Below are 17684 nucleotides of genomic sequence, written 5' to 3' on the forward strand. Positions count from 1 at the left end.
GGGAGCTACGTGCTGGGATACCCCGGCGGCGCACCGCCACGGCGTGCAACCCTGACAGCGACGGCAACGACTGCGCGCCCGCCGAAACGATCTACGATCCGGACAAGGCCACAAGCTCTGTATGAGCCGGCCGCCGAAAGGGCTCCGACTGTCATATGGACTGGCAAGCACGCGCCGAAGCACTGGCCGCCACCGCGACGCCGCCCGGGTCGCGATGGCGGGCGCCCGTCGCCGGCACACCTCGGCACACGTACGTGCCTCGTTGGTGGGAATCCGTGGACGGCGGATGGGAGCTGCGGGACGGCCCCTCGGATCCCGAGAAGTGGCTGACCGCCGCCTACGCGGACGTCACGCTGGTCACCCGGGTCGGGTCGCTGCACGCCGATCACGCTGAACCGGGCACCCGCGCGTCAGGTCGCCCCACGTCGTCGTCCACCTTGCCCGGCCTGGTCGTCCAGATGTTCCGGCACGCCTCGATCGACGACTCGTGCACCGTCCTGGACGTGGGTGCCGGCAGCGGATACGGCACCGCTGTCCTGTGCGCCAGGCTCGGGGACGAGCGGGTGACGGCGGTCGACGTGGACCCGTACCTGGTGGAAGCGGCGTGCCAGAGGCTCGGAGAGGCTGGGCATGAGCCTCGGCTGCTCGTCGGGGACGCCACCGGGCCGTTGGACGGTCAGTGGGATCGGATCGTCGCCACGGTGTCGGTACGGCCGATCCCGCCGTCCTGGCTGGCGGCGCTGAATGCGGGCGGGCGGCTGGCCACCACGATCTCCGGGATGGGCGTCATCCTCACAGCGGAGAAACGTCCGGACGGCACCGCCACCGGCCGGATCGAGCGTGACCAGGCCATGTTCATGCGCACGAGAACAGGCGCGGACTACCCGCCCGACGAGCAGGCGCTGCTCGACCGGGCCCGCGTCGAAGAGGGGGACCAGGTCGAGCGGGGCCGCTATCCGATGGTGCTGGACGTGGTCGAGGCGTGGGACGTGCGGACCATGCTGGAGATCATCGCGCCCGGCATCTCGCACCATCACACGCGCGAGAACGGTGTCCGGATCGCGGTGATGGCGCATCCGGACGGCTCGTGGGCGCGGGGCGAGGAACGCGACGGGATGGTCACCGTGCACCAGAGCGGGCCGCGTCGCCTGTGGGATCACCTGGACGAGGTCCGCGACCATTGGATCCGGCACGGGATGTTGCCGTTTCACGGCGCGAAAGCGGTGATACGCCCGGACGGGGGGATCGAGCTGCGACGCGGGCGTTGGACGGCGACCATCGACCCGTGATCTTCGTGCCGGAGCCCCGGCGTGACCATGTGGCTTTCCGGCAATGTCTGGGAGCGTCCCTGTCGAGATCATTGGCAGGCGTGGTCCGACGAGAGGTCTGAACACCGCCAGCGGAGACCGCCCCGGCCGACGATGCTGGGGCCATGGGTACCACGAATTCGGCAAAGGATCAGGCCGGCGGACCGAGCGCAGACGAGCAGGCGCCGGCTGACGCTTGGACGGTGATGCGGAAGTTCTACGAGGCCGAGGCCGCGTATGTGGCCGCAGGCGGATTCGGCAAGGCCAGCTACGCCCATGTCGCCGCTTACCTGGATCCAGAGGTGGTCTTGCATCAAGCTCCCGGGCTGCCCTTCACCGGCTCCGGAACCTGGCGCGGCCACGACGGCATGGAGCGGTTCCTGGCTCGGTTCAGTGAGGTCTGGGAGTCGATGGAGTTCTTGGAGCAGGAGCATTGGGGTGACGGGAACACCGTGGTCGTGCGGAACCGGGTGCGCTTTCGCGCCCGTGTCACCGGTCAGGAAGTCGACACCTTGATCGTGCAACTGATCACCGTCAAGAACGGACGCATGCTCGAATGCCGCCCCTTCTACTGGGATCCCGCGGCGATCGCCGACGCCTGCCGACCACGTGACGCCGAGGCCACGGCCTCGTGAACCAGGGGCACTCTCAGGCGGCCCGACCTCCGGCATCAGATCGGCGCCCAGGGTTCTGCCTCGCCTCACGGGCAGGGACGGGGGGAGCCCCTCGCCCGGGGGTGCGGGGGCTCGCCCCCGCACGAAACGTCTGAGCTGATCGGCGCGAAGCGCCTTCACCGCGCAAGGCCAACCAGACCCAAGACCAGCCGTGGCACTCCGAATGATCAGCCCGGGACGCGGGCGACGCAGAAGACCGTCTGCCCGAACGGCGGACGGATGAAGCGCTCGATGAGCCGGGTCATCGGCACCACCGTGCGGTCGTAGATCTTGACGAGGCGCGGGTCCGGGTAGCCCACGCCGCCCCGGCGCACGGCCGCCCACCAGGCGATGCCGCCCAGGAAGTTGATCGGCTTGAGCACTTCGATGTCGAGCCCGGCCCGGCCGACGGTGGCGGCGAGCGTCTTGGGGGTGTAGCGCTGCACGTGGCCGACCTTGCGGTCGAAGTCTCCGTACAGCTGCATGTAGCCCGGCACCCAGATGACGATCCGTCCGCCGGGGAGCGTGACGCGCGCCAGCGAGCGGAGCGCTTCGGCGTCGTCCTCGATGTGTTCGAGGACGTTCATCATCACGACGGTGTCGACCTTGTCCTGGAGCGGGATCTCGGTCGGCAGGCCGAACTGGAGCACGTCGATGTCGTCGCGGCCGGCGAAGCGCTTCTTGAGCTGTTCGACGCAGTAGGGGTCGAAGTCGCTGACGACCAGCCGGTCGAGCCGGGGCAGGAACTGCTCGGCGAAGTGGCCCAGCCCCGAGCCGATCTCCAGGAGGGAGCGGCCGACGTGCGGGGCGACCATGTCGAACTCGTACTTCCGGTAGTTCTTGGCCTCGTCACCACCGAGGTGGTTCTCCAGGGCCTCGTCACCGGCCGCCGGTTGGACTACACGGTCATAACCAGAAGACATAGTCGCCGATCCTTACGGGGTCGCGGGGAATGGCCAGAGTCTAGTGCCCGCCTGGCGGCGAAGGTCACCTGAACGCCCTTCCGTCCTGGCCGCCGATGCGGTGGAATCGGTCACGCCCATGGATGACGACGAGGCCATCGCCCGCTCGCTGGAGGGCGACCTGAGCGCCTACGAGGTGCTGGTCGCCCGCTACAGCGCGCTCGCGCATCGTACGGCGGTGCTGTTCGGCGCCCGTGACGAGGCAGAGGACGTGGTGCAGGAGGCGTTCGTCAAGGCGTTCCGGCATCTGACGTCGTTCCGCCGCGATGCGGATTTCCGGCCGTGGCTGCTGCGGATCGTGGCGAACGAGACCCACAACCTGACGCGGGCGCGCGGCCGCAGGTCGGAGCTGACGGTACGGCTGAGCGCGACGGCCGACGCGAAGGCGCCTGACGACCCTGAGGGCGCGGCCGTGGCCACCGATCGGCGGGCCCGGCTGCTGGAGGCGGTCCGGGCGTTGCCTGAGCGGGAACGCCGGGCCGTGGTCTGCCGGTACTTCTTACAGCTGTCGGAGGCCGAGACCGCTCAGGTGCTCGGCTGGCCGGTGGGGACCGTCAAGTCCAGGACGCATCGCGGCCTGGCCAGGCTCAGGGAGGAGGCGGGGCATGAGCTCGGATGAGCGTTTCGACGATCTCGAAGCTGAATTGCGTGCGCTGGCCGGCTCCCTCGACGTGCCCGGCCCGCCGCCTGAGCAGGTGGCGGCGTCGGTGCGGGCCAGGCTGGAGGCTCCGCTGCCGGTCCGGCGGCGGCGGGTGCGGTGGCGGGTCGTGGTGGCGGTGGTGCTCGCCGTGGCGGCGGTCACGGCCGCCACTCCGCAGGGCAGGGAGGCGGTCACCGCGATTCTCCGGTACGCCGGGATCGAGCTGCGGCTCGGCGGCGAGGCGCCGCCCCCGGTAGGCACCCCGGCGCCGCTGCCGGGGGAGCGGGAGGTGGCCCCGGGCGAGGTCGCCGGGCTGGTCGCGTTCCCTGTCAGGACTCCCGGCGCGCTGGGCGAGCCGGACCGCGTGACGGTGAGCGACGGCGGCCGGGTGGTGTCGATGTTCTGGCCGGAGGGCATCCGGCTGGACCAGTTCGACGGCCGGATGGAGCCGTACTTCTTCAAGCGGCTCGGCCCGCCGTATCCGGAGGACACGCGCGTCGACGGGGTCACGGGCTTCTGGCTGGCGGGCTCGCACCCGCTCGGCTACATCACCCGCGACGACGGCGAGCCGGTGCCGCTGCGCCAGGCCGGGCCCACGCTCATCTGGCAGTCGGGGAACGTCGGCCACCGACTGGAGGGCGCCCCCTCGATGGCGCGGGCGGTGGAGCTGGGCGACTCACTCCGGTGAGGCCAGCCAGTCGTCGACGCCCTTGAGCAGGTCCTTGCGCACCGGCTCCGGCGCGGCCGACGACTTGATCGACTGGCGCGCCAGCTCGGCGATCTCCGCGTCGGCGAACCCGTACACCTCGCGGGCCAGCTCGTACTGGCGCAGCAGCCGCGCCCCGAACAGCAGCGGGTCGTCGGAGCCGAGCGCGATCGGCACCCCCGCCTCGAACAGCCTGCGCAGCGGCACGTCCGCCGCCCGCTCGGCCACGCCGAGTCCGACGTTGGAGGTGGGACAGACCTCGCAGCAGATCTCCCGCGCGGCCAGCCGCTCCATCAGCGACGGGTCCTCGGCGGCGCGCACCCCGTGGCCGACCCGGTCGGCGCCGAGGTCGTCCACGCACTGCGCCACGCTTCGCGGCCCCAGCAGCTCCCCGCCGTGCGGCACCGCGAGCAGCCCGGCCCGCTTGGCGATGCGGAACGCCCGGTCGAAGTCGCGCGCCTGGCCGCGCCGTTCGTCGTTGGACAGGCCGAACCCGACCACGCCCTTGCCGGCGAACTGGGTGGCCAGCCGGGCGAGCGTGTTGGCGTCGAGCGGGTGGCGGGTCCGGTTGGCCGCCACCACGACCCCGATGCCGGCGCCGGTGGCCCGCGAGGCCTGCTCGACCGCGTCCAGCACCAGCTCCAGCGTGGCCGTCAGGCCGCCGAACATCTGCTGGTAGCCGGACGGGTCCACCTGAATCTCCAGCCACCGCGACCCGGCCGCCATCTCGTCCTCGGCGGTCTCGCGCAGCAGCCGGTAGACGTGCTCCGGCCGCCGCAGCACCGACCGGGCGATGTCGTACAGGCGCTGGAACCGGAACCAGCCCCGTTCGTCGGTGGCCCGCAGTCTCGGCGGCCAGTCTTCCTCCAGCGCGTCGGGCAGGTGAAGACCCTGCTCCCTGGCCAGGTCGATCAGCGTCGAGTGGCGCATGGAGCCGGTGAAGTGGAGGTGCAGGTGGGCTTTGGGAAGCGCGAGCAGGGACCGTGCCATCGCCATATTTTGCCACCGGACCCGGCTGCGACTTGCCGAGATGACTCTGCTGCTGTAGGAGACTAGGGACCTTTCCGCGTACAGGTCATGGAGTGGTGATGCGGCGCTTGGCCACGGTGTTTCTCACACTGAGCCTTGCCGCGTGCGGCGCGTCGGATCCCGCGCCGCGGATCGACCGGCCCAGCCCGGTCGCCGCCGTGGCGGGCCCGGAGTTCTCGTGCGGCTCCTCCTCCGTCCAGGTCGCGGCCATGCCCCTGGGCACGACGAAGTCCGGTACGTTCCGGCGGATCAAGTCGCTCACCCGCGACCTGAAGGTCAGGGGCGAGACCTGGAGCCGGGGCGGCGAGCGGCTGCACGTCGGCGTCGTCTGCGGGATCAGGACCGCCGAGGAGTTCGCCGCGCTCGTGGATCGGGCCACGCTCGGCATGCACCGCGGCAATCCCGCGCTGAGCTGGGAGACCCGGGGCGGCATGCACAACTTCATGTGGCTGGAGCGCCCCGGCACCGCCGTCTACGTCGCCGCCACGCCCGGCCTGTCGACCGAGATCGACCGCATCGCCGACGCCGTGCGTTAGCCGGGTAATCCTCTGATTACGCTGTGTACTGCAGCGTACGGTTCGCGGAGGTCTCGGGGGAGCGTCATGGCCTGTGGTGGCCAGCACAACGCCAGTGGGCTGTCCTTCGACGTGCTGGAGTTCGCGCCGGTGGGCGTGGCCGTGACGCGCGGTCCCGAGCAGGTGCTGGTGTACACCAACAGGGCCTATCGCTCCCTCTTCGGCGACGTCACGCTGGGGGTCTCCATCAGGGAGGCGTTCTCGGCCCTCGCCAGCCAGGACCACTTCCTCCTGTTCGACGAGGTCTACGAGACCGGCGAGCCGGGCGGCCGCACCGACGTGCCGGGGGACCCGACGCTGGTGACGCCGGACGGGCGGGAGCGGTTCTTCACCTTCAGCCTCTCGCGCATCTCCTTCGACGACGGCGAGCGCGGCGTGATGGTGATGTGCCTGGAGGTCACCGACCAGATCACCACGGCGCAGCGGATCCAGGCCCTGGCCGACGAGCGCATCCGGGTCCTGCGGCGCTACGAGAGCCTGGTCCGGGTGAGCGCGCAGATCCTGTGGGTGAGCGACCCGCAGGGCCGCGTGACCGAGCACAGCCCCGGGTGGGAGCGGGTGACCGGCCAGACCTGGGAGGAGTTCCGCGACCTGGGGTGGTTGCAGCTCGTCCACCCGGACGACCGCGCGTCGGCGACGGCGTCCTGGTCACGCGCGCTCGGGCAGGTCCCCGACGTGTGGGAGAACGTCCAGCGGCTGCGCACCGTCGCCGGGGACTATCGCTACTTCCGGGTCCAGGCCGTCCCCGTCGTGGAGGGCGGCCGGGTGGTGGAGTGGGTGGGCGCGGCGACCGACATCGAGGAGGAGCGGCGGCAGCAGCGCCGCCGCCGGCTGCTCGACCGCGCCGCGGCGGCGATGGCCGGCGCGACCAGCCTGGAGGAGATGCTGGGCGCGCTCGCGGACGTCATCGTGCCCGAACTGGCCGACGGCTGCGGCGTCCACCTGGTCACCGATCTCGCCGACGGGCTGACGGACCGGCCGTCGCTCGTCGTCGACCGCGTCGCCACGGCCGCGGCGCCCGGGGTGCCGCGGGTGCCGAGCTACGGCGCGCAGCGCCTGACGTCCGAGGGCGGCTTCGTCCGCGCCGTGCAGGAGGCCAGGCCGCTGCTGGCCACGTTCCCCGCGGGCGCGCCGCCGGACGACCTCGGTCCGCCGGCCACGATGCGATGGCTGCGGGAGAGCCGGGCAAACTGCCTGGCGATCCTGCCGGTGCTGGTCGACGGCACGGTCACCGCCCTGGTCACCGTCTCCACCTGCGGTGAGCGCCCGCCCATCGAGCAGGACGACCTCGACCTGCTGCGACGCACGTTCGAGCAGGCCAACGACGCACTGCGCAACGTGATGCGCTTCCAGCGGGCGCGCCAGATCGCCTTCGCCATGCAGCACAGCCTGCTCGCCGAACCGCCCCGGGTCCCCGGCCTGATCATCACCGCCCGCTACCGTCCCGCGCAGGCCGCCGCCGAGGTGGGCGGCGACTGGTACGACTCCTTCCAGTTGCCGGGCGGCGCCACCGTGCTGGCCATCGGCGACGTGGCCGGCCACGATCTGCGCGCGGCCGTCGCCATGGGCCAGCTGCGCAACATGCTCCGCGGCCTGGCCGTCGACCGGCAGGAGCCGCCCGGCGAGATCCTGGCCCGGCTCAACACCGCGACCGGGACCCTCTACGGTGAGGACACCGCGACGTGCGTCCTGGCCCGGGTCGAACGCCAGGACGACGGCTTCGAGCTGCACTACTCGGTGGCCGGCCACCCGCCGCCGCTGGTGACCACCCCCGACGGCGAGGCGAGGTTCCTGGAGGAGGCCGTCAACCCGCTGCTGGGCATCCCCCACCAGCACGCCTTCTTGTCCGCGCGCGAACCGCTGCCGGAGCGCGGCACCCTGCTCTTCTACACCGACGGCCTGGTCGAGCTGCCGGGCGAGGACCTCGACGACGGCCTCGCCCGGCTGCGCGACCTCGCGGCCTCGCTGGCCGACGCCCCGCTGGACCAGTTCTGCGACGAACTCCTGGGCCGGATGCCCGTCTCGGAGCAGGACGACATCGCCATGATCGCCCTGCGCCTCTCCGGCGAGGAGTAGCCGCCCGGTAGCACGGGGTATAGCCCTCGACAGGGGAGAAGCATGGACGACAGCGACATCGATGTCCGAGGGTTCATCACGGAGGCACTGGAACCTGCCCCGGTGGGCGTGGCGGTCACCGTGGGCTACGACCATCGGCTGCTCTACGCCAATCAGGTCTACCGGTCCATGTTCGGGGAGCCGCCGCTCGGCGTCCCCATCAGAGAGGCGTTCTCCGGCCTGGCCCACCACCATCACTTTCTCCTGTTCGACCAGGTGATGACGACCGGCCGCGGGGCTACCGTCACCGACGCCCCGGGAGATCCGACCCTGTTGACGCCGCGGGGGCAGGAGCGGTTCTTCTCCTACAGCCTGTCTCCGGTCATCTTCGACGAGGGCGTGCACGGCCTGCTGGTGGTGTGCGTGGAAGTCACCGAGCAGATCAGCTCCGCGCAGCGGATCCAGACGGACTCCGACACGCGCGGCCGCATCCTGCGGCGCTACCAGAGCCTGGTACGGGCGAGCGCGCAGATCATCTGGACGCACGCCGTCGAAGGCGGCGTGCTGGAGCCGACCGCCGAATGGGAACGGGTCACCGGGCAGACCTGGGAGGAGTACCGCGGGTTCGGCTGGCTCAAGGCCCTCCACCCCGACGACCGCGAACCGACACGGCAAGCCTGGGAGCAGGCCATCGAAGAGGTGCCTGGCCTGTTCCAGCACGTCTACCGCCTGCGCACGGTCGACTCCGGCTACCGCCACTTCCTGGTGCGTGCGGTGCCCGTCATCGAGGACGACCAGGTGGTGGAGTGGGTGGGCACCTGCACCGACATCGAACCGCTGTGGGAGGAGAAGTACCGCCGCAGCCTCCTCGACCGGGCCGCCGCGGCCATCACGAACCAGCCCAGCCTGGAGAAGGCGCTGAGCGCGCTGGCCGGCGTGATCGTGCCTGAGCTGGCAGACGGATGCGCCGTGCACCTCGTCACGAATCTCGCCGAAGGGCTGACCGACGAGCCGTCGCTGGTCATCGAGCGCGTCGCCACGGCTTCGGCGCCGGGCCTGCCGCCCATCCCGCCCTTCCCCGCGCAGCGGTTGGCGCTGACGGGCAGCGTCGTGCGGGCGGTCCAGTCCGCCCGGCCGATCCTGAGAACCTTCCCGCGAGGCTCACCTCCGGACGACATCGGCGCCCCCGGCACCTACGAATGGCTTAAGGTGGCCGACGCCAACTGCCTGGCGATCCTGCCGGTGCTGGTCGACGGCTCGGTCGCCGCCATGATCACCGCCGCCACCTGCGGCGACCGTCCGCCCATCAAACAGAGCGGCGTCGACCTGCTGAAGGACACCTTCGAGCAGGCGCACGCGCCACTGACCGAGATGATGCGCTTCCAGCGGACCCGCCGGATGGCCTTCACCATGCAGCACAGCCTGCTCCCCGCACCGCCGCGCGTGCCCGGCCTGGAGATCGTGGCCCGTTACCGGCCCAGCCTCTTCGCCGCCGAGGTGGGCGGCGACTGGTATGACTCCTTCGTGCTGCCCGACGGCGTCACCGTGCTGGTCATCGGCGACGTGGCCGGCCATGACCTGCACGCGGCCGTCACCATGGGCCAGTTGCGCAACATGCTCAGGGCCCTGGTCGTCGATCGCCGGGAGCCGCCCGGCGAGGTCCTGGAGCGGCTCAACGTCGCGGCCGCGCTGCTCCAGCCGGGCGAGGAAACCGCGACGTGCATCCTCGCCCGGGTCGAACACCACGAGGACGGCCACGGGCCCGGCCACCACGAGCTCAGTTTCTCGGTGGCCGGGCACCCGCCCCCGCTGCTGGTCACCGAGGACGGCGAAGGGCGGTTCCTGGAGGCGGCGGTCAACCCCATGCTGGGCGTGCCGTACCTCCAGTCGTTCACCTCCGCGCGCGAGCCGCTGCCCCCGCGCGGCACCCTGCTCTTCTACACCGACGGCCTGGTGGAACGGCCGGGCGAGGACATCGGCGACGGCCTGCTCCGCCTGCGCGACCAGGCCGTCGTGCTGGCCCGCGCCCCGCTGGACGAGTTCTGCGACGAACTGCTGAACGGCATGCCCGTCACGCGGGCCGACGACGTCGCCATGATCGCCCTGCGCGTCTCCGGCGGTCGATCCGCCGGCGCGTGACCCGTCAGTGCGCCTCGGCCAGCAGCTTGCCCAGCCGGCTGACGCCCTCCGCCAGGTCGTCGTCGCCCAGGGCGTACGACAGCCGGAAGTAGCCCGGCGTGCCGAACGCCTCGCCCGGCACCACGGCCACCTCCGCCTCCTCCAGGATCAGCTCGGCCAGCTCCGCCGACGACGCCGGGCGGCGGCCGCGCAGCTCCTTGCCGATCAGGTCCTTGACCGCCGGGTAGGCGTAGAACGCGCCCTTCGGCTCCGGGCAGAGCACGCCCGGGATGTCGTTGAGCATCCGCACCATCGTCTGCCGCCGCCGGTCGAACGCCTCGCGCATCCGCGCCACCGCCGACAGGTCGCCCGAGACCGCCGCCAGCGCGGCCATCTGCGAGACGTTGGCGACGTTGGACGTGGCGTGGGACTGCAGGTTGGCCGCCGCCTTGACCACGTCGGACGGCCCGATCAGCCAGCCGACCCGCCAGCCCGTCATCGCGTACGTCTTGGCCACGCCGTTGAGGATCACGACCCGGTCGCCCAGCTCGGGGACCGCCGTGGCGATGCTGGTGAACTCGGCTCCGCCGTACGTCAGATGCTCGTAGATCTCGTCCGTGATCACCCACAGGCCGTGCTCGGCGGCCCAGCGGCCGATCTCCACCGTCTGCTCGCGCGAGTGGACGGCGCCCGTCGGGTTGGACGGCGAGACGAACAGCAGCGCCTTCGTGCGCTCGGTGCGGGCCGCCTCCAGCTGCTCGACGCCCGCGAGGTAGCCCGTGGTCTCGTCGGTGACGACGTCCACCTGGACGCCCCCGGCCAGCTTGATCGCCTCGGGGTAGGTCGTCCAGTAGGGGGCCACGACCAGCACCTCGTCGCCCGGGTCGAGCAACGTGGCGAACGCCTCGTAGACGGCCTGCTTGCCGCCGTTGGTCACCAGCACCCGCGACGCGTCGACCTCATAGCCGGAGTCGCGCCGCGTCTTGGCGGCGATCGCCTGCTTCAGCTCGGGCAGGCCGCCGGCCGGGGTGTACTTGTGGAAGCGCGGGTCGCGGGCCGCCGCCACAGCTGCCTCGACGATGTAGTCGGGCGTCGGGAAGTCGGGCTCGCCCGCGCCGAAGCCGATGACCGGCCGGCCGGCCGCCTTCATGGCCTTCGCCTTGGCGTCCACGGCGAGAGTCGCGGACTCGGAAATCGCGGATATACGTGTGGAGACACGGCGTCGGGTGGACATGCCTCCATGCTTTCACGCGCGGGTTGACCTGGGCGATCGGGTTTGGGTTCGACGTGGCGGGCAATCTTCCGTACACTTTCGCCAGGTCCTGCAGCCGCATGTCGACGCGGCGTTCGGTCCAGGCAGTGAGTCGGCCAGGGTAATGTGGTTGACGACATAGGGCACTGGCGCAATTGGTAGCGCACCGGTCTCCAAAACCGGCGGTTGGGGGTTCGAGTCCCTCGTGCCCTGCGAGTGCGGTCCGCGCAATAATGGCGTGTAGGCGCCGCAAAGCTGCGTTGGATACGACTGATTTCAGGTGAGGACTGTGGCGATCGACACGCGCGGCGAGACCGCAGGCAAGCCCAGTGGTGAGAAGAAGCGGACTTCTCCGGCCCTCTTCTACCGTCAGGTCGTCGGCGAGCTCCGCAAGGTCATCTGGCCGACCCGCAAGGATCTGGTCACGTACACCACGGTGGTCCTGGTGTTCGTGTTGATCATGGTCGGCATCATCTACGGCCTCGACGCCGGATTCGGCTGGGCCGTCCTGCAGATCTTCGGCGGCTGATCCTGATCGCTTACGGTGCCCGCCTGGCGGAGTCGCCGTTCGATACGACGAAAGAGGAAGAGTCACCGTGTCCGAGTCTTCAGTGCCGGCCGACGAGCCCCGCGAGGAGTGGGACGCCGAGCTGGAAGAGGCCTCCTCCGAGGTCGCTGAGGAGACCGTCGAGGACGTCGCCGACGGCGACGAGGGCGACGAGACCGCAGAGGCGGCCGTGGCCGAGGACGACGGTGACGTCGAGCCCGACGTCGACCCGGTCGAGGAGTTCAAGCGTTCGCTCCGCGGCCTTCCCGGCGAGTGGTACGTGATCCACTCCTACGCCGGTTACGAGAACCGCGTGAAGTCCAACATCGAGAGCCGCAACGTGTCGCTCAACATGGAGGACTACATCTACCAGGTCGAGGTGCCCACGCACACCGTCCAGGAGTTCAAGAGCGGCAAGAAGGTGCCGGTCAAGGAGCGCGTGCTGCCGGGCTACGTCCTGGTGCGCATGGAGCTGACCGACGAGTCCTGGGCCGCGGTGCGCAACACCCCCGGCGTGACCGGCTTCGTCGGCCTGTCCAACAAGCCCAGCCCGCTCAGCCTCGACGAGGTCGCCAAGCTGCTCGCCCCGGAGCCCACCGAGGAGAGCAAGAAGGCCGCCGCCAAGACGCCCTCCGGCCCCGCCGTCGAGTTCGAGATCGGCGAGTCGGTCACCGTCATGGACGGCCCGTTCGCCACGCTGCCCGCCTCGGTCAGCGAGATCAGCCCCGAGTCGCAGAAGCTCAAGGTGCTGGTCTCGATCTTCGGTCGCGAGACCCCGGTCGAGCTGTCGTTCAACCAGGTCTCGAAGATCTGAGCGATCACCTACAATTAAACGTTCGGCCGGCCGCCTGTCGCGAAGGGCGGCCTTCCGACATGTCCGGGCGCACCCGCGTTCCGGAAGGCATCACCCATCAGGACCCGGAGAAGGACACATGCCTCCGAAGAAGAAGATTGCGGCTCTGGTCAAGGTCCAGCTCCCCGCTGGCCAGGCCACGCCCGCCCCGCCGGTCGGTACCGCGCTCGGTCCGCACGGCGTCAACATCATGGACTTCGTCAAGCAGTACAACGCCGCGACGGAGGCCCAGCGGGGCAACATCATCCCCGTTGAGATCACCATTTTCGAAGACCGCAGCTTCACCTTCGTCACGAAGACGCCCCCGGCGCCCGAGCTGATCAAGAAGGCGCTCGGTCTCGACAAGGGCAGCGCCACCCCGCACAGCGCCAAGGTGGGCAAGCTCAGCCGTGAGCAGCTGCGCAGCATCGCCGAGACGAAGATGCCCGACCTCAACGCCAACAGCATCGAGCAGGCCGAGAAGATCATCGCCGGCACCGCCCGGTCCATGGGCATCACCGTCGCCGACTGACACCTTCCCCACCCGTGGGAGGGCCGCTCGCCGGCCCGCACACCACTAGGAGCACAGAAATGCAGCGCAGCAAGGCGCACAAGGACGCGGCCGCCAAGGTCGACCGCGACAAGCTCTACACCCCGGCCGACGCCGCCAGGCTGGCCAAGGAGACGTCCACCACCAAGTTCGACGCCACCGTGGAGGTGGCGCTGCGGCTGGGCGTCGACCCTCGCAAGGCCGACCAGATCGTGCGCGGCACGGTCAACCTCCCGCACGGCACCGGTAAGACCGCCCGGGTCCTGGTCTTCGCGACCGGTGACCGTGCCGAGGCGGCCCGCGAGGCGGGCGCCGACATCGTCGGCGCCGACGAGCTGATCGACGAGATCTCCAAGGGCAACCGGCTCAACGAGTTCGACGCCGTGGTGGCCACGCCGGACCTCATGGGCAAGGTCGGCCGTCTGGGCCGCGTCCTCGGCCCGCGTGGTCTCATGCCCAACCCGAAGACCGGCACCGTGACGCCCGACGTCGCCAAGGCCGTGACGGAGATCAAGGGCGGCAAGATCGAGTTCCGCACCGACCGGCAGGCCAACCTGCACTTCATCATCGGCAAGACGTCGTTCGGCGAGCGCCAGCTCCTGGAGAACTACGCGGCCGCGCTGGACGAGGTGCTGCGGCTCAAGCCGTCGGCGGCCAAGGGCCGTTACATCAAGAAGGTGACGTTCTCCACGACCATGGGCCCCGGTGTCCCGGTCGACCCCAACGTCACCCGCGGCATCGTGGCCGAGCTCGACTCCGCCTGACGATCGTCGAGAAAGGCCCCGGCGCACATCGCGCCGGGGCTTTTCCATGTCCGGACTTGTCCGGGCCTTCCTCGTACGGAATGCCCTCAGGGACATCCCTGGGTTTTCCATGAGAACGTCAGGGAAAGCGCTACGACGAGTCTCCCGACACGTAGGGTCGAAACATGCTGAAGCGCAGGTTTTCTCTTGCCATCGCCGCGACCGCGGCCGCTCTGGCCGCGACAGCGGTCGCCGGCTGTGGAACGAACGCGCAGCCTATTCAGGTGAATCTCGCCGCCTCCGAGGTCCTGGCTCAGACGGCGCAGAAGACGACAGAGGTCAGCTCCTACACGGTCGACGCCGTCGTCGACGTCTCGCACCCGCAGGAGGGCAGCGGCAAGGTCCAGGGCCGCATGCTCTACCAGAGCCGGCCGCAGCTCGCCCTCGATCTGACGATCGACGCGGCCGACCTGGGCGGCCGTGAGCTGCCCGGCGGCGCGCGGGTGATCCTCCAGGGCGACACGGTGTACGTCAAGGTCGAGACACTCAACAAGGTGCTCGGCGCCACCAAGCCGTGGATCAAGGTGTCGCTGACCGAGGCGGGCGACCGCGACCAGGTGAACCAGGTGCTCGCCCAGGTGCAGCAGTTCGATCTGGCCAGCGTGACCAAGATGATCACCACGTCGCAGGACGTCAAGTCCGTCGGCACCGAGAGCGTGGGCGGCACCGACACCACCCACTACAGCGGCACGTTCCCGGTCGAGGCGGCCGTGCAGCAGCTCCCCGCCGACAAGCAGGAGCAGGCCCGGCAGAACCTGGCCGAGCTGAAGGACGTCACGTTCGACATCTGGGTCGCCGCCGACGGCCTGCCCCGCAAGCTCTCCATGAGCGGCGCCAAGGAGGGCGGCAAGCTCGACGCGACGCTGATGTTCAAGGGCTACAACGAGCCTGTCGACATCCAGGCCCCGGCCGCCGACCAGGTCGGTGAGCTGCCGAAGGGCACCACCAACTGAGAACGATTTGGAAACTCGGCGGCCAGCCCGTACTCTGGTCGTTGCCGAAGACCGCCGGTCGTCGCCAGGTGCCTCAAAGCCTGGCGACCGAAGGCTCCACGTCAGGTGGACGACCCGCGCAGGTGTGATGCGAGTTTCCCATATGGTGCATTCCATGTGTGCGAGCCCCGTGTGCGCCCTGCGCCCGGGGCTGTTCTCATGTCAGGGACCTTCACCGGTGGCACCACTGGAAGGAGGCCCATGGCGAGGGCGGATAAGGCGACAGCGGTTGCCGAGCTCAAGCGCGAGTTCGAAGGCAGCGCCGCCGCCGTTCTGACCGAGTACCGCGGTCTCACCGTCGCCCAGCTCAAGCAGCTGCGCACCTCTCTCGGTGAGAATGCGAAGTTCGCCGTGGCGAAGAACACCCTGACCAAGATCGCGGCCAACGAGGCCGGCTACGCGGGTCTCAGCGACCTGCTCACCGGGCCGACCGCGATCGCCTTCGTCAACGGTGACGTTGTCGAGGCCGCCAAGGGTCTGCGTGACTTCGCCAAGGCCAATCCCCTTCTGGTGATCAAGGGCGGCGTCCTCGACGGCAAGACGCTGGACGCCACCGAGATCACCAAGCTCGCCGACCTCGAGTCCCGCGAGGTCCTCCTCGCGAAGCTTGCTGGCGCGATGAAGGCGAAGCAGAGCGCTGCTGCCGCGATGCTCGCCGCGCTGCCCACCAACATGGCTCAGCTGGCCGAGGCCCTTCGCGCCAAGCGCGAAGAGTCGGGCGAGTAGCTCGGGGATTGCCGCAACACCCGCGGTCCCGTTCCTAATTTTTCGCAAGTTCCATACGGAGGAAACATCATGGCGAAGCTCAGCACCGACGAGCTGCTCGACGCGTTCAAGGAGATGACCCTCCTCGAGCTTTCCGAGTTCGTGAAGCAGTTCGAGGAGACCTTCGACGTCAAGGCCGCCGCCCCGGTCGCGGTCGCCGCCGCTCCGGCCGCCGCCGGTGGTGGCGAGGCCGCCGCCGCTGCCGAGGAGCAGGACGAGTTCGACGTCATCCTCGAGGCCGCCGGTGACAAGAAGATCCAGGTCATCAAGGAGATCCGCGCCCTCACGTCCCTCGGCCTGAAGGAGGCCAAGGACCTGGTGGACGGCGCTCCGAAGAACGTCTTCGACGGCAAGGTCAACAAGGAGCAGGCGGAGAAGGCCAAGGCTGCCCTGGAGGGCGCCGGCGCCACCGTCACGGTCAAGTAAGACCGAGCGCTTCGAAAGGGGCGGTCACACCCTGGTGCCGGGTGTGCCGCCCCTTTCGCATGCCCGGGGTCTGTCCGGGCGATCGGCGGCGCCATACCTTTCGGGTCCGGTTCGTACGGTGTGGGGGCGAATGGCGGGTCCCACCGGAAACCCGCGGGTTATGATCCGGCGACCGGCCGGGAGGGGTGAGGCGATGTCACGGGAGTCCCGTGCGGCCGTGCCCGTGCTGGCCGTCCTGGCGGCCCTGCTCGGGGCGGCGGCGGTCTGGCTCGGCGCGCAGGAGCGCGACGCGCAGGCCAGGGCGGACGAGCGCGGGGCCGCGCTGCGGGCCGCGAGCACGCACGCGATGAACCTGCTCTCGCTCCACTACGAGACCGTCGACTCCGACGTGCACCGCATCCTGACCAGCTCCACCGGCGCCGCCAGGACCGCCTACGAGGCGGCCGCCGGCGAACTGGTTCGGACCACCCGCAAGAACAAGGTCGTCCAGGAGGGCGTGGTCCGCGCCGCCGGGCTGGAGTCGATCTCCGGGGACACCGCCAAGGCGCTCGTCGTCGCGGACGTGGTGATCCGCTGGGACGGCTCCGACGACGCCCCCCAGGAGCGCTTCTACCGGTGGCGGATGGACCTGGCCAAGGTTCGGGGCGTCTGGCTGGTGTCGAAGGCGGAGCAGGTCTCGTGAGGGCGGTGACGGCGGTGCTCGGCGTCCTGGTGCTCGCCCTGGGCGTCGCGACGGGCGTGCTCTGGTTCGACTGGCGGGCGCTGCGCGGCGGCGAGGCCGCCGGGGCCGAGGCGATGGCCGCGGCCAAGGCCGTCGCTCCTGAGCTGCTCTCGTACGACTACCGCACGGTCGATCGCGACCTGGCGCGCGCGGGGCAGCACACGACCGGGGCGCTCACCCGGCAGTACGCGGAGCTGTCGGGCTCGCTGGCGACCCGGGCCAAGGAGCGCAAGATGGTCCAGACCGCGTCCGTGGTGGCCGCGGCGGTCGAGCGCGCGGACCCGGGGAGGGTGGAGGTTCTGCTGTTCGTGAACACGGGTACGATCACGGAGGCCGCGGGCAGCGCAGGACCGCGCCAGCAGGTGAGCCGGACCCGTGCCAGGTTCGTCATGATCAAGCAGGGTGACAGGTGGCTGGTCTCGGACCTGTCGACCCTGATCGGGACCGCGTGACCGGTTCGGGCGCGTCACGACCTTCAATTGTTACCAAAAATCAGGTTTAGCGAGTCCTTTGCCACGGGTACTTCCGTCACAGCTACACCGGTTGTCGGCCTGGGTTCGACCCTCGGTGTGACGGAGCGTTAACCGCCCCCGTTCGCGGGTATCGTCTTGGGCCTGGCGGTAGGCGATCAGTCACACAGGGGAGAAAACCCAGCGTCTGAGCCCCTAGACGGCTAAAAGTCGGGCTTGCGGGCTTGACGTATTCGTTCGAACGAGCGATGCTGCGACCAACGTGAAGCATGCAGCGAGAG

19 protein-coding genes and 1 tRNA gene are annotated in these 17684 nt (G+C 70.1%); 17 read left to right on the forward strand and 3 right to left on the reverse strand.

The window, feature by feature from the left end; all coding sequences use genetic code 11:
• Positions 1–275 precede the first annotated feature (275 nt).
• Both ACGFI7_RS01950 and ACGFI7_RS01955 read left to right on the forward strand, forming a co-directional pair.
• Entirely contained in the window at positions 276–1289 is a 1014-nt protein-coding gene (locus ACGFI7_RS01950) for a methyltransferase domain-containing protein (RefSeq protein WP_393398045.1), read from the forward strand.
• A gap of 143 nt (positions 1290–1432) precedes the next feature.
• Positions 1433–1942: a nuclear transport factor 2 family protein gene (locus ACGFI7_RS01955; protein ID WP_393398047.1), complete on the forward strand. Its 510-nt coding sequence runs from the start codon at positions 1433–1435 to the stop codon at positions 1940–1942.
• 206 nt (positions 1943–2148) lie between these two features.
• Here ACGFI7_RS01955 and ACGFI7_RS01960 read toward each other — a convergent pair whose 3' ends face one another.
• On the reverse strand, positions 2149–2883 hold the full coding sequence (locus ACGFI7_RS01960; RefSeq protein WP_393398049.1) for a class I SAM-dependent methyltransferase: 735 nt from the start codon (positions 2881–2883) through the stop codon (positions 2149–2151).
• A gap of 118 nt (positions 2884–3001) precedes the next feature.
• On the opposite strand from ACGFI7_RS01960, the gene ACGFI7_RS01965 reads away from it, so the two are divergent.
• Both ACGFI7_RS01965 and ACGFI7_RS01970 read left to right on the forward strand, forming a co-directional pair.
• A complete protein-coding gene (locus ACGFI7_RS01965) occupies positions 3002–3541 on the forward strand; it encodes an RNA polymerase sigma factor (RefSeq protein ID WP_393398051.1) in 540 nt (179 codons plus the stop codon).
• Positions 3528–4250: a hypothetical protein gene (locus ACGFI7_RS01970; RefSeq protein WP_393398053.1), complete on the forward strand. Its 723-nt coding sequence runs from the start codon at positions 3528–3530 to the stop codon at positions 4248–4250. The genes ACGFI7_RS01965 and ACGFI7_RS01970 overlap by 14 nt, the downstream gene beginning before the upstream one ends.
• Here ACGFI7_RS01970 and ACGFI7_RS01975 read toward each other — a convergent pair.
• Positions 4239–5264, reverse strand: coding sequence for an adenosine deaminase (locus ACGFI7_RS01975; RefSeq protein ID WP_393398055.1), 1026 nt, complete (start codon positions 5262–5264; stop codon positions 4239–4241). The genes ACGFI7_RS01970 and ACGFI7_RS01975 overlap by 12 nt on opposite strands.
• A 92-nt stretch (positions 5265–5356) precedes the next feature.
• On the opposite strand from ACGFI7_RS01975, the gene ACGFI7_RS01980 reads away from it, so the two are divergent.
• From ACGFI7_RS01980 to ACGFI7_RS01990, 3 genes are all read left to right on the forward strand, one after another.
• Positions 5357–5833, forward strand: a complete 477-nt coding sequence (locus tag ACGFI7_RS01980) for a hypothetical protein (RefSeq protein ID WP_393398057.1) — start codon at positions 5357–5359, stop codon at positions 5831–5833.
• Positions 5834–5899: 66 nt separating this feature from the next.
• Positions 5900–7948: a SpoIIE family protein phosphatase gene (locus tag ACGFI7_RS01985; RefSeq protein ID WP_393398059.1), complete on the forward strand. Its 2049-nt coding sequence runs from the start codon at positions 5900–5902 to the stop codon at positions 7946–7948.
• A 42-nt stretch (positions 7949–7990) separates the two neighbouring features.
• Entirely contained in the window at positions 7991–10066 is a 2076-nt protein-coding gene (locus ACGFI7_RS01990; RefSeq protein WP_393398061.1) for a SpoIIE family protein phosphatase, read from the forward strand.
• A gap of 4 nt (positions 10067–10070) precedes the next feature.
• Here ACGFI7_RS01990 and ACGFI7_RS01995 read toward each other — a convergent pair whose 3' ends face one another.
• Positions 10071–11279, reverse strand: coding sequence for a pyridoxal phosphate-dependent aminotransferase (locus tag ACGFI7_RS01995; RefSeq protein ID WP_393398063.1), 1209 nt, complete (start codon positions 11277–11279; stop codon positions 10071–10073).
• Positions 11280–11437: 158 nt separating this feature from the next.
• Between ACGFI7_RS01995 and ACGFI7_RS02000 the strand changes: the two genes are divergently transcribed.
• The 10 genes from ACGFI7_RS02000 to ACGFI7_RS02045 all read left to right on the forward strand — a co-directional run bounded on the left by ACGFI7_RS02000 (position 11438) and on the right by ACGFI7_RS02045 (position 17385).
• Positions 11438–11510, forward strand: a tRNA-Trp gene (locus ACGFI7_RS02000).
• 76 nt (positions 11511–11586) lie between these two features.
• Positions 11587–11826 (forward strand): preprotein translocase subunit SecE, encoded by a 240-nt coding sequence (gene secE, locus ACGFI7_RS02005; protein ID WP_393398065.1) that lies wholly within the window; start codon positions 11587–11589, stop codon positions 11824–11826.
• A 67-nt stretch (positions 11827–11893) separates the two neighbouring features.
• Positions 11894–12658, forward strand: coding sequence for a transcription termination/antitermination protein NusG (gene nusG / locus ACGFI7_RS02010; protein WP_393398067.1), 765 nt, complete (start codon positions 11894–11896; stop codon positions 12656–12658).
• Between the two features lie 118 nt (positions 12659–12776).
• Positions 12777–13208 (forward strand): 50S ribosomal protein L11, encoded by a 432-nt coding sequence (gene rplK, locus ACGFI7_RS02015; RefSeq protein WP_393398069.1) that lies wholly within the window; start codon positions 12777–12779, stop codon positions 13206–13208.
• 59 nt (positions 13209–13267) lie between these two features.
• Positions 13268–13990, forward strand: a complete 723-nt coding sequence (gene rplA / locus ACGFI7_RS02020) for a 50S ribosomal protein L1 (protein ID WP_393398071.1) — start codon at positions 13268–13270, stop codon at positions 13988–13990.
• Between the two features lie 164 nt (positions 13991–14154).
• Entirely contained in the window at positions 14155–14982 is an 828-nt protein-coding gene (locus ACGFI7_RS02025; protein WP_393398073.1) for an LppX_LprAFG lipoprotein, read from the forward strand.
• Between the two features lie 240 nt (positions 14983–15222).
• Complete coding sequence (gene rplJ / locus ACGFI7_RS02030; protein WP_393398075.1) at positions 15223–15747, forward strand: 50S ribosomal protein L10; 525 nt, start codon at positions 15223–15225, stop codon at positions 15745–15747.
• A gap of 69 nt (positions 15748–15816) precedes the next feature.
• Positions 15817–16212, forward strand: coding sequence for a 50S ribosomal protein L7/L12 (rplL, locus tag ACGFI7_RS02035; protein ID WP_148036772.1), 396 nt, complete (start codon positions 15817–15819; stop codon positions 16210–16212).
• Between the two features lie 193 nt (positions 16213–16405).
• Positions 16406–16894, forward strand: a complete 489-nt coding sequence (locus ACGFI7_RS02040; protein ID WP_393398077.1) for a hypothetical protein — start codon at positions 16406–16408, stop codon at positions 16892–16894.
• Positions 16891–17385, forward strand: a complete 495-nt coding sequence (locus ACGFI7_RS02045; protein ID WP_393398079.1) for a hypothetical protein — start codon at positions 16891–16893, stop codon at positions 17383–17385. The genes ACGFI7_RS02040 and ACGFI7_RS02045 overlap by 4 nt, the downstream gene beginning before the upstream one ends.
• Positions 17386–17684: the final 299 nt, after the last annotated feature.

Source organism: Nonomuraea sp. NPDC048826 (assembly GCF_043198225.1).
In the GTDB taxonomy this organism is placed as follows: domain Bacteria; phylum Actinomycetota; class Actinomycetes; order Streptosporangiales; family Streptosporangiaceae; genus Nonomuraea.